Raw genomic sequence first — 12500 nt, 5'->3', positions numbered from 1 at the left:
TAACACCGGGTCGTTTACTGGTGAAGGTTCGCTCGTTTTCTGAGCTGCCTGGGCGGCAGCTAACCAAGACACGCAACGGTAAGGAGTTCGTTTAATTTTCTGAGCTGCCTGGGCGGCAGCTAACGCAATACAGCAGAACTCGAACAGCGCATTTCATTTCTGAGCTGCCTGGGCGGCAGCTAACAGCGGTGCCACATCGCCAGATGCGTTCATGTTTTTCTGAGCTGCCTGGGCGGCAGCTAATGCGGTCATGTCTTTCATTCGCTAGCCTCCATATTTCTGAGCTGCCTGGGCGGCAGCTAACACAGCCCCCGCCCCAGACTACAAGAGCGAATTTTTCTGAGCTGCCTGGGCGGCAGCTAACTACGAATCCGACGAAGACGGCGGCGTCATCCCTTTCTGAGCTGCCTGGGCGGCAGCTAACTTGATATCGAATTGGGATTACTGGAAGTTGCTTTTCTGAGCTGCCTGGGCGGCAGCTAACGCTATGTGCAATCGCTTCACGCAGGCGCGGCCTTTCTGAGCTGCCTGGGCGGCAGCTAACGTCCCATGATGCTGTATGTCGCGTATGAGCTGTTTCTGAGCTGCCTGGGCGGCAGCTAACACCAGGGCGTCGAGCTGATTGCCTTCGCTTATTTTCTGAGCTGCCTGGGCGGCAGCTAACAGCCGCTACTTCGATGGATCACGAATTACACATTTCTGAGCTGCCTGGGCGGCAGCTAACTAAGTGCTGCTTTCACATAGCTGTTGCAGCTTTTTCTGAGCTGCCTGGGCGGCAGCTAACAAACAGATGGGGCATACCAGCGTAGTGACCACTTTCTGAGCTGCCTGGGCGGCAGCTAACGCGACCGGGCGGCAACTGTCGTTAACCCGTTTTTTCTGAGCTGCCTGGGCGGCAGCTAACTTAACGCCGTTGGTTATGACATAAGCGTCGACTTTCTGAGCTGCCTGGGCGGCAGCTAACCAATGATGCGGATGTTGCGATGCTCCAGGCGATTTCTGAGCTGCCTGGGCGGCAGCTAACTGTATCGGTGGTCGTGAAGTCGTCGCTGTTGCTTTCTGAGCTGCCTGGGCGGCAGCTAACGCCGTGGCGCTTGAGGCAGCTCACGAATCCACTTTCTGAGCTGCCTGGGCGGCAGCTAACCTGGCGCTGGCCGTGAACCTCCAGCGCAAGTGTTTCTGAGCTGCCTGGGCGGCAGCTAACTGCCTCGAATAAAAAAAGCCGCAGGGAATGGCTTTCTGAGCTGCCTGGGCGGCAGCTAACTCCTACCACGATAAACAGAGCGGTCGCCTGCTTTTCTGAGCTGCCTGGGCGGCAGCTAACTCATCGATCGACGCCGGCACGTTTGATTACCATTTCTGAGCTGCCTGGGCGGCAGCTAACAAAGGCAGCCGATTATCGGTCATTCGCTGTCTTTTCTGAGCTGCCTGGGCGGCAGCTAACCCTTTACAGCAGGCACAAAAAAACCGCCTGCATTTCTGAGCTGCCTGGGCGGCAGCTAACGAGCTGATGGTGCAAAAGATCATGGCCATGATTTTCTGAGCTGCCTGGGCGGCAGCTAACTCCATCGGCTCACCGTAGTCGTAATCACAGTCTTTCTGAGCTGCCTGGGCGGCAGCTAACTGACAACGCTATTAGCGTGACAATCACTGACATTTCTGAGCTGCCTGGGCGGCAGCTAACCTTTCTAAAGCTGCTGGGGTTCACGCCTACCATTTCTGAGCTGCCTGGGCGGCAGCTAACAATCTTGGAGCTTTTCGACCCCATTGCATCATTTTCTGAGCTGCCTGGGCGGCAGCTAACGCTTTTCAATGCTAAAGCGTAGCGTTCCTTAGTTTCTGAGCTGCCTGGGCGGCAGCTAACCCGTTCCCAAGTCAGCCATTTGACGTGGCGTTTTTCTGAGCTGCCTGGGCGGCAGCTAACGCTCCCCGTCAGACTATCTTCGTCCGCCACGATTTCTGAGCTGCCTGGGCGGCAGCTAACGCCACGATCAGCCCTGACGAGGTCGCGCCAATTTTCTGAGCTGCCTGGGCGGCAGCTAACCAAGTAATCGCAAGCCAATATCCCAACAAAATTTTCTGAGCTGCCTGGGCGGCAGCTAACGAAGAGTTTCAGAATAGCGTTCAAAGCCTTCATTTCTGAGCTGCCTGGGCGGCAGCTAACTCGATAATCATCCGGAACCGTTTGCCGCGTAATTTCTGAGCTGCCTGGGCGGCAGCTAACTTCGCGGCCTCTACCAATGCCTGCAGCAGCTTTTTCTGAGCTGCCTGGGCGGCAGCTAACCCGCACTGGCGTCGATTTACGGCACAAGCGAGTTTCTGAGCTGCCTGGGCGGCAGCTAACAGCGACCAGCTAAGCGCTGCCCGTGATGTGATTTTCTGAGCTGCCTGGGCGGCAGCTAACGCCCTGCAGATCGTCAACGCCCAGACCGCCAATTTCTGAGCTGCCTGGGCGGCAGCTAACCTACTTCGGTGACTTTAACGATGTGATCATCGTTTCTGAGCTGCCTGGGCGGCAGCTAACAGGCTGGGATAACGGGCGTGGGATCGATTCTGTTTCTGAGCTGCCTGGGCGGCAGCTAACTTTCAGTTAATGCGAGGGGCATTGCATCGGCTTTTCTGAGCTGCCTGGGCGGCAGCTAACTAGAGCTTATCAAAATTAACATGCTGATTGTTAAAGAGCTTTAGTCGAAAAAAGCGGCATCACCCTTTTTCGAGCGATACCGCTAAGTGATTGATTATTGGCCGTCTATTTTCATGCTAGAAAAAAGGGTCAAAACCAAGGCACTGTGGCGTCAGGGCTTAAGCCATAGTGATTAAATGAACCAGCCACCAGTTTTTCCTGAGACATGCCGTGTTCAATAAACAGGCTAAAGCGCTGCTGGGTGGAACGGCTATTGATCTGCACAAACGGCAGCTCAATTCGCCGTGCCGCTAGATTGGCATAAATCTGCTGCGCTTCGCCTTCCGAAATGTCATGCCTCTTGGCATAGCGTTTGGCACGGCTTGGACTTCCAGTATTGAACTGCTTGCGCGCCACGTTGATGTGCTGAGCGTTGTCAGGTACCGCAAGCAGCTCGCTGACTTGCGTGTGATCGCGCATACCGGTAAGCCAGTCAGCGCCCATCAATTGCTCCAGCCGTCCCTGAGTGCCATGCAAACGCAGGTGATCGCCTAACGTGCGAGCGCGGACACCGTGTTTATGGGCTGGGAAGCTAACGCCTAGATCCGTTGCCTGTAAGTCGAAAAGCGCCCGATGCAGTTTGTTATAAAGCGCGCCCATCAGCATCGCCGGGGCAAAGTCAGGGTCGGGCCTAAGTCGAATATCAATATAATGATCCATGGCTTACCCCGCATCGCCGAAGACGCCACCGCGAATCAGGGTTGCCATGACAAAGTGCTGCTGATCTACGGGTGGAATTTGATCTTTCAGCAGCCAGTTATCCAGCAGGTTGTAGAAATCTAATTTCTCTTTTCCTTTGCCAGGATTGGGCTGACGGTAAGCAGTACCTTGGGTCGTGACCGAGCCATAAGGTTCGATGGCGATGGGCCCCAGGCCGTTACTGTCTTCCGGCACCGGATACCAGGTATCAATGGTGCGCAGGGCATTACCAAGTTTCTGAGAATGGATGGCAGCCTTTTTGTCATCACCGTCACCGATACTGTAGAGCGTCTTGCTCTTGTCGCCACGAGAGCGGTCAAGGATCAGCTCCTGCGAGGGGAACACTTCCTGGCCAGCACCAATGCGGGCGAAAGCGACGACGTCAAGCAGGAGATACTGCTTGCCTGCCAACGCCTGGGCAATGGTCCCCCCTAGCTCACGGGTCTGAGCGTCACCGGTAAAGTCACGAGTAGACTGTTCAAGCGCATTGAAAGTCCATGTCTTTTCAGGCTGCCCCTCTTTCATCTGGCTGACGACGACTTCAACCTCCTCGGCACCGATGCGATTACGCCAGAGGAAGCGACCATTGGCGAGGTTACAGGCGTAGCGATGGGCCAACTCATCGAAACCGTGTTCGTTAACATATCCCGATACTGTCTGTGCCAGCTTTTTCTGGTATTCGGCATCGTTACAGGCGGAAGGCGTACCGGCTCCCGCCAAAACCCGCAGCGTGAAGCGAACCGCTAGGGTATCGGCTTCGTGGGGCAAAGTAGCCACATCGACGGTTTGCAGGTTGGGATTTTCGATGGCGGCGTCGAGCTTTAGCGGGTCTTGATCTTTCGCTTTAAGTCGATTGGAGATGGTACCCCGTACTGATTTTTCGCGAACTGGAATAAAAGCCCATTGTGTAACCTGAGCGCGGTCTTCCCAATTGCCAGCACGAAACAGCGCATCAGACGGATCGAGTTTACGTTCAAAAGCGAGAACGGATGCAGTTTTAAGCGTGTCATTCTTGGCCATGTCGTTTCCCCTTAATGATTAGTCTTGTGTAACAGTGTTGGCGTAGTCGTTTTGTAGACGATAGATACCGCGACCCAGGTCGTTCTCCACGAACCACATCAGATCGTCGGGCTTTTGAAAGCGGTGCGGGCTAACCCATTCGCCGATGGAGTAAAGGCTTTCCACGAACCGAAATGGAACGCTAGGATCGCGGGCATTGGCTACTTCACCGGGGTCGTACTGATCGGAGATAGCGCCGTAGCCAACCGGAATAGGCACCAGCCAGCCGCGATAGGGTCGGCGTACATTCCACTGCACGACCTCTTTCTCCTTTCCATCTTTTTCGTCTTCCACTTGCTCAACGAGGCATTCATGGTTAAGCCGGGAAAGATCAAGCCAGGCGTCCAGGGTGGTGGCACTTTCGTCTTGCGCTTTAAGCGTGGCGGTATGCTCGGCAAGCAGGTCATCACGCAACACCAGCGCAAACCCCGGTAATAAACGACGTTTGAGGCGTCGCCACTGTTTCACCCTCTCCGATTCAGTGGCACTAAAGCTAATCAGTTCAGGGCGATTGCGTTGTTGAGTATCGAACGCTGGCATGACGCTACCACCCGCAATACGCATCCCTTGCACTTGATCGAATAACGTTTGGGCAATGGCACGACGGCGCTCGGCGCTGCTGAGATCGTCGCCTTCCGACTCCACGCCAATTAACAGGGTGACCTCCAGATGCGAGCGTCCTTCCTCGACGATGGCGGCCGTGCCACCACTCTTGTCGACGGGGTTACGCGTCAGGTGAAACGCCTTGATAAAACCGCCCTCGGTTACTTGTGGCTCTATGTGATGACACACCACGCCAATCTCGTTAAATACCAGTTTGATGTCATCGGGCAGGTTTCGCTCCAGCACTTGCTGAACACCTACAAAAGCGCTCATGGCAGGAAATCCCCAGGTCATCGGGCTGGAGATAGCATTGGCGTTCTGGATACGCAGCCGGGGCAACACAAGGAGATGATTGATCATGCAAGCTCTCCTTGAAGGCTTTCGTCATCGTCACGCAAGGCGTCTTCCAAGTCTTCTAGCTGTCGGCGGAAATTGCGTAACACAAGCTCAACCTGGGCTGCCCAAAAGTCGTGTACTGGATCATCCAGGCTGATCTTCATACGCTTGGTAAGCGTGTTTTTTAGCCAACCCGCTACTCGATGAGAAATGTCTTCATGCCAATCAGATCGCCGTCGTGCGGTTGCAAAATCAGAATCCAGCTCGCTTCGTCCTGGGTCGAGCCAATAGCATTCAGCAGTCACCAATCGGCACTCACTGTCTTTTGACCAGCCAGGTGTTAAACGGTGAAGCTCATACGTAAACATCAAAAGCTCATCGGATAACATTGCCGTCAGGTCGTCATGTAAATCCCGATCCTGATACGTCTTTCGTGGCGCTTTTCCGGACTGGGCTCGGCGTTCATCCTCTTTCATATTCTGTTTGATCCAATTGACCAAATCATTGATCAGTTGGCGAACCGGCGCTCGCCGGCCAAAGCGAGGTAGCACCGACTCCGTACGAAGCGGAGGGGTTACATCACGGGAAATCCAGTTCGGTGGCAGCGAAGCGAGTAAATAGTTCTGCCCGCCCCGCTCACTATTGAGCTGAGAGATATTTTGCGGCTTGGTACCGCCGAGCTTCTGCACGGCCAGGTTGAGATAGTCGCTGTAGCCACCCTCAAACGCGGCGTTATCGCGGCGCGCCTTACGCCCCGCCTTGGCGTGTTCGCCAAAACGGGCTTCGCTAAGCCGCGCATGAAACGGGTTAGTCAAGGCGGTGGCATAAAGCGGAGCTAATAGATGATAGCTGGCATTATCAGTAGGATCGTCGTTAACCAGCCAGTACACCTGCTTGCCTCGCGCATGCGAGCTAGGCGTTCCCTTTGGCTCAACAATGTTGGCAAAGGCCTGAGCCCACGCTTGCGCTTCTTCACGCTCTTTGCTGAGGGCGCCGACTAACGTATCGTCATTTTCAAGCGCCAGCTCCAGTAGTGAACGCTCTTGCCATTCGAGCTTGAGGAACTTGTAGACATCAAGGGCAGCTGCATTGCCGACAACGTCGCCTTGGAAGTCATCAGGCAGGCAATGGCTACCCACTAGATCGCCCTGTTCGAGCGACCGGGGCTCCACATATAGATTGGTGCCCTTGGCATCTGGGTGGATCGCTTTGAGGGAGTGGGTTACGACTTGAAGCTGACTGACGCGCCGAGCAGCATCGGCCAACCACGTCTGTGGCACGAACTGTTCCTGCAATTTGATATAGGCGGGGTCATCTGACGCCATTTTCTCTGTTTTGGTCGCAAAGCGCTGGTGAATAAATTGCTCAATCAGTTCTCGCAATGAACCAGGGGGTTGGGGTTCTGACATAAATTCTCTGCCCTAGTTGGGTGACATGCCATCGGCATGGCATAATGAACCCCGAAGCATTGCTGCCTCGGGGCTTGGATATGGACAGGCCTAAACCCGTCACAGGATTATTATCTTGCGGTGGTGCCTAGCCACGATGCATATCCTCCTGCCCTCACTGTCCCAGAGAGCTTGGGGCTAACATGGCCCGTCAGCATTGATTCATTTGGCGTGAGGCACTGGCCTGCCTCACGCTTTCTACGTTACACCTCTGATCCTTAATATTTAACCACTACTGTCTAACTGTAAGAGGTTTGGAGATAACTGCACAGCGAGACTACATTATATACAATGTATGGTCTGCCGCAATGGCAGCTTAGAAAACTACTGCCTAGCCATAGGCGGGAATTTATTCTGCCGCCCAGGCAGCAGCAGTCAGCCCATTTAAGGGCTGACTGCTTCATTTCTTTCTCACAAATCCCAGCGCAGGATGGAAATGCCACCCGTGAGGTGCATAGTCGGTTTTGAGTCGGATGCGCCCAAAGCGCTTTGCACAACGCTCAATGTCCATCTCCATGGCATCAGCCTGTTCGGCAAGGGCTTTTATATAGTCGGGCTCGTTCCAGGGAGTGATACGCAGATTTTCCAATAGCCCCTCGGGCAACCTATCGAGATCCCTTTCAACCTCCTTGAACTCCTCGTCAAGACCGTTGCGCTCCACACGGCGAAACAGGTAATCCTCCTCGGCCTCATCCGGTATCAATACGAACTCGCTCTCTTGGGCATTATCCTCACGAAACGGCGCGTGTTGCATAGCCACCGCCCCCAGCGTCATCGAAGTAGGCCGGTAGAAAAGATAGGCGCAAAGGTCGATCTTTTGCGGCTCCCCACGGCGTTTACGGCGCTGCGTCTTGCTAGGCGTTTCAGCTCCCTCAACCATCAGCGAGGCCAGCCGCGCATGCTCCAGATCTACCAGTTTGCCGCTGGGTTCGAGCGCATCTGACGCCATTAAACGTGGACGGGAGTCGATAGGATCAATTTCTTCTGCCCGTAGCAGAGTGTTGAGATCGTGGGTTTTCAGTGGCCAGTACTGCTCGGTCTCGAAACCTGGGTGGCTAAAGGCAGGCCGCATTCCTTCAAGATGCTTTACGTTGGTGCTGAGCAAAGCGATATTGGCTTCGCTAATCGGATTTAGACGATGGCGGCGAACGCGCCCGGCAAGTTGAATGATCGAACGCATGGAAGACGGCTCGACAATGGCCCAGTCGTAATCGTGATCGCGCCCTACCTCGGTGACTGGCGATCCCAGTACGATGAACAACTGGTCGTTCGCCTCACCCTTCAAACGAGCGCGAATATCGGGCAGTTCAAAGACACCCAGTTCATCACGGCGATCCAGTGCACGGTCAAGCCGTGCCTCCAGCCGAGAGCGCAGAAGCAGCGGAAATTGCGAGTGATAGACGCACAGATGAAACTGGCAACCTTCAAGAATATCGGTGCGATAGAGCGCCTGAGCAAGGGCTACTAGAGGCGCGATATTGGCCATGCGCACGAGTCCGAAACTTGCTCTCTTGCCGCTGTGCGGGTCTATCGTATGGTGTGCTTTATGCAGTTTAAGCGCCTGCTCGACCACCGTTTGCGCCAAGGCCTCGGCAATGACATCCAGAGATGAAGACACCGAAAAAGGAACAAGGTAGCCACGCCGTAGTGGCGGCTGCGCTGCCAGCTTGGCAGCCCGTTTACGGGCAAAAGCGTCATGAGCAGCATCAAAGCGCATGCCGTCAGCGCAGCTTTCCTGCGTGCAGCCATGCTCATCGAACCAGGCGCATACCGGCTCAACGAGCGCTCCCAGCACGCCCCGGTGGCGCTGGTATTCGGCGCGGCCTTCGCGGTAAGCATCGAAAAGGCCGCGAACCAACGCAGGCGGCAAAGTGGCAGAGGAAAGCAGCACTCGAGAGCCCAGCATACCGGCCCAATAGACCAGCCGCGTCAAAGCGGGCAAGTCATTGATATCGAAATCATCTGGCTCGTCCAGCACAAGATCGCTGCTCATCAAGCGCAGCATTGGGGCAATTTGATGGCCGCCACGCAGGCTTTCTGTAGCGGGCACCAGATGGTCGATGGTGGAGACGAGAATAGGAGCACAAATCAAAGAGCGCGCACGAGGGTCGGCGACAGCCTTATTAAGGACGGGATGCGCATCGACGTTGCCCTCAAAATGTACGTGGCTCTGCTCATCCAGTAATTCAGCCCGGGAGTCTGACCCACCTTGAGACTGCTGATGTTCAAACAGCTCACGGCTGGCTGCTCCTCCAACGCGGATCGCAAGATCATCGCTCCCAAGCCCTAAGCGCTCACGATAGGCTTGCCCTGTTTGGAGGGTCAATGTGCGCAGCCCAAGAGCAATAGCAAAACGCGCCCCGATTTCCGGCTCGCTCAAACCATAAAAAATACGCCCATTGGCAATTGTCTTGCCACACCCCGTCGAGGCCATATTGATACCGAAAAAGCCTTGGCGCTGACTTTTCTCACGCACCCCAACGGCAAGATCATAGGCTTTATCCTGCCAGCGAAAACGAGGATTTTTGCTACGTGCTTTAAAACCTTTGTGCCCAGTAATACCGCTCATTGCTTTGACCATATCGGGCAAGCGATGAGCGATCTCCCCTGTTGCGCGAGTTACTCCTAGCAGGTGTTCTTCCAATGGCTGGCTTAGCTGTCGTTTACCGTTAACATTTGCCGTATTGGCATACAGAGGCAGAGACCACTTACCCGATAAGCGACCATCAACTGTCAGGCTTGAGTAATGGTGATCAGCCAGCATCAACGCCATGCGCGCTAAGTGCATAACGTAGGGAGAATCGAGCGGGGGCGTTATGAAGCGCACCGTGCTTAGCTGACGAGAGAGACGCTGAGCACGCTCCCGCCATGCTCTAGTGGTGACCGGCAAACCGTGTGGAAATGTCCAATAAGGTGTTATGTCAGCGGGGGTTGCGGGCTCTACGCGCTCGTTCCAAGCTGCCGTTATGTCATTAGGAAGCATAGGCAGGCTACCGGCATTGATAGGCGCCTTGGCACCCAGCCACTTCTGCGCACCGGTTTTTTCATCAAAAGCAGGCTGTGCTGGTAAGCGGTGATGACTGACAATTAGCCAGCCGATTGCTTTGGCAATAGGCGGCAGATGAAGAAACGGTGATGGCTCTTCGCGCGCACCATCCAAGCCATCACACTTTAGCTGCCCTAGCCAGCGTGCATCGTTCGGTGCGGTCGGGTTTTGCAGCCGGACCAACCAGCTCTCATCATCGTCATCACCAACGAATGCTTCCAATAGCCTGAGCGACACCCACTCATGACGATAACGGTTGCGGCCCTCTAACTTACCGACCAACCTAAGCTGGAAAGCCTCCATCGCTTTTCCCAGGTCATGGAAGAGCGCCGCCATAGAGGCAAGCAAATGAATCAATTGGCCGCTGTGCCAATCGTTTTCGTCTTTTGTGCGCAGGATATTCCGCCGTGTCGTATTAGTCGGTGTGGCACCTCGCGAATTAAACCGCGAGGCATCCCCCACCACCCACATCAATTCACTATGGTCGTGGCCACGAATCCAGTGGCAGGCGACGGCGGTGTTTTTGCGGGCTTTTTTACGCAGCAGTTTGCGCAGGGTGTCCAGCCCGGCCTGGGTGATCGGCGTTTGCCAAGTACGGTCGCCTCGGCGTTCGGCAAACTGGTCGAGGATGCGGCGTGTCTCTTTCAGGGCGTTTTTGTTGCACTGGGAAATCAAAAGCACATTCATGCTTCGCCACTCCCCAACGCTTGGGCAACTTCCTTGAGGGTATCGATCATAAAGTCGAGGGATTCGGTGCGGGTTAAGCGCTCGATGCAGGCTTGACGAAACTCTTGCTCTTCATCACCGCGCATGGCGGAAATAAACGCCTGGGGCAGAATCACCGCGTCTTTCACCAAATCCGCCACATCAAAGACTAGGCCGCCCCGGCGGGTTTTGCCGTGGAGCACCGCGAGGCCGTGGGGAATGCCCAGCACCCAGGTGGCGGTCGCCGCCAAGCCATAGGCAAGGTAGTTACCGTGATCGAGAAAGCGGTTGGCGGGGTCGGTGCCTGTGCCGCGCTTGGCGCGTGTGAACTCACCGTAGTCGACAGCGTTCACCGCCAGCTTGAAGAGCGTTTTGGTTAAACGTGCCTCTAAGGTTAGTAGGTCGACGGTGCTGGGGGCTTTGTTGATCGCTTCGCGGTGATGGACAAGAGCGCTGTGCAGGTGATCGGCGGAAATACCAAAGCCTGCATCTTTCATTACACGGCTTGTCCACAGCGCTTCGATACGCGTAAGGCGCGCCTGCTGAAACGCACGGGCGGCATCCAGGCGTTTTGCATCGTCAAACCAGAAGCGCACCCAGTATTGCAGGTACTCTGTGGGCCGGTATTCGCTTTGCGGGGTCAGCCAGGCGACATCCACATCGACTTCATTCGCCGCAAATAGCGGTGTGCCACCACCACCGCAAAATCCAACTAATACACCTGCTTTGGCAAGCTCACGCATGGCCGCCTGGGTAATCGAGGTGCCGGTGCCCAGCAGTATTGAGGTGGTGTTGGCTATGGGAATATTCCAGTAGCGGGATTTGCTGCCCTCATCGGTGACGTACTCTACGCGCCCCCCGTTTACCAATACCCGGCAATGTTGCAGGTAATAGAGATTGGCGCGCTTGGAGTGAAGAATGGTTTTTAAGTCATTGGGCGAAAAGTCATCCATGCGGCGCTCCTGGTTATCGTCTTCCACATCTAACCATTCTTCACCACGCAACACCATTGACCTTAGTCATACTTCGCCAACCCTGAATCCACCCTCGTCTCATTTGATTTGCGTGCTACGCTTAGCGCTCCCGCTCCCCTTATATAGGCACTTCACTATGCATCCTTTTCGTCTTCTCACCGCCGTGGTTACCACGCTGGTGATCGCCCTGCCTTTCTCTCTACAAAACCCGGCACAAGCCCAGGCACAAACCAACGGGCAGTGGAGTGAGTACGATGATGTGTTTGAGGACGGCGCCCGCCATGCCAACGTTTGGCAGTGGGGCTGGACCGGCATTTACGCCACCAGCCTGGCGGTGAACGCTTACCAGTCGAGTGAAGCGAGCGACGAGGATGACCGCTTTGATGCGCGAGTGGGCGTGGTGAAATCAGCGCTGGCCGTGGGCGGCATGCTGACCGACCGCCAGCCGCACCCCGCGGCGCTGGCCGAGTATGAGCGCTTGAAAGCCAACGGTGATTTAAGCGGCGTGCAGGCGCTAGGCTTGCAGCTTGCCCAAGCGGAGCGAGAGCGGCGCGGCTGGGGCGCCCGCGTGAGTTCGCTCGTGGTCAATGGCGTGGCGGGCGCGGTGATTGCCGCCGATGGTCGGGAAAGCGATGGTGCGATCAACTTTGCCACCGGCATGCTGGTCAACGAGCTGCAAATTTGGACACAGCCTAATCAGGCGTCTTCCGCGATTAATCGCTTCCAGCCCGCCAATCTATCGCTGGGGCCGATGACGATTCCCGGTGAATATGCGCTGCATGTATCCCCTCAGCAGCTAGGTGCTACCTGGCGCTATTGATACCCTCTTGTTGTTATTCCTCTAAAGCGCTGGCGGCGGCGTGCCTCCAGCGCTTTGTTATTGCCAGCGCAGCGTGAACGAGTAAAATATCCAGCAATTTTTTGGCTTTGCCAAACGTTATGTTATA

General features: G+C 55.4%; 7 protein-coding genes and 1 CRISPR repeat array (1 of these 8 cut by a window edge). Of the genes, 1 reads left to right on the top strand and 6 read right to left on the bottom strand.

The genetic code is table 11. The features are described 5' to 3' along the window. Window positions 1-2644: a CRISPR direct-repeat array (repeat unit 28 nt; unit sequence TTTCTGAGCTGCCTGGGCGGCAGCTAAC) (it extends 744 nt beyond the left edge of the window). 129 nt (window positions 2645-2773) lie between these two features. The 6 genes from cas6f to cas1f form a co-directional block, all read right to left on the bottom strand. After that, a complete protein-coding gene (gene cas6f / locus QEN58_RS01030) occupies window positions 2774-3343 on the bottom strand; it encodes a type I-F CRISPR-associated endoribonuclease Cas6/Csy4 (RefSeq protein ID WP_280105370.1) in 570 nt (189 codons plus the stop codon). 3 nt (window positions 3344-3346) lie between these two features. Continuing rightward, window positions 3347-4402, bottom strand: a complete 1056-nt coding sequence (csy3, locus tag QEN58_RS01025) for a type I-F CRISPR-associated protein Csy3 (RefSeq protein WP_280105369.1) — start codon at window positions 4400-4402, stop codon at window positions 3347-3349. A gap of 18 nt (window positions 4403-4420) precedes the next feature. Then, the gene (csy2, locus tag QEN58_RS01020) at window positions 4421-5404 is read right to left on the bottom strand and encodes a type I-F CRISPR-associated protein Csy2 (RefSeq protein WP_280105368.1); all 984 of its coding nucleotides are present in this window, start codon (window positions 5402-5404) and stop codon (window positions 4421-4423) included. Then, the gene (csy1, locus tag QEN58_RS01015) at window positions 5401-6789 is read right to left on the bottom strand and encodes a type I-F CRISPR-associated protein Csy1 (RefSeq protein ID WP_280105367.1); all 1389 of its coding nucleotides are present in this window, start codon (window positions 6787-6789) and stop codon (window positions 5401-5403) included. The genes csy2 and csy1 overlap by 4 nt, the downstream gene beginning before the upstream one ends. A gap of 439 nt (window positions 6790-7228) precedes the next feature. Continuing rightward, complete coding sequence (gene cas3f / locus QEN58_RS01010; protein WP_280105366.1) at window positions 7229-10561, bottom strand: type I-F CRISPR-associated helicase Cas3f; 3333 nt, start codon at window positions 10559-10561, stop codon at window positions 7229-7231. Beyond that, window positions 10558-11532, bottom strand: a complete 975-nt coding sequence (gene cas1f, locus QEN58_RS01005; protein ID WP_425270318.1) for a type I-F CRISPR-associated endonuclease Cas1f — start codon at window positions 11530-11532, stop codon at window positions 10558-10560. The genes cas3f and cas1f overlap by 4 nt, the downstream gene beginning before the upstream one ends. A 157-nt stretch (window positions 11533-11689) precedes the next feature. Here cas1f and QEN58_RS01000 point away from each other — a divergent pair, with 157 nt between their 5' ends. Continuing rightward, complete coding sequence (locus QEN58_RS01000; protein ID WP_280105364.1) at window positions 11690-12373, top strand: hypothetical protein; 684 nt, start codon at window positions 11690-11692, stop codon at window positions 12371-12373. Window positions 12374-12500 lie beyond the last annotated feature (127 nt).

The sequence above is a fragment of the Halomonas alkaliantarctica genome (assembly GCF_029854215.1).
GTDB classification, from domain to species: domain Bacteria; phylum Pseudomonadota; class Gammaproteobacteria; order Pseudomonadales; family Halomonadaceae; genus Vreelandella; species Vreelandella alkaliantarctica_A.
Note: the sequence above shows the minus strand (reverse complement) of the source record. Positions and strands in the feature narration are given on the sequence as shown.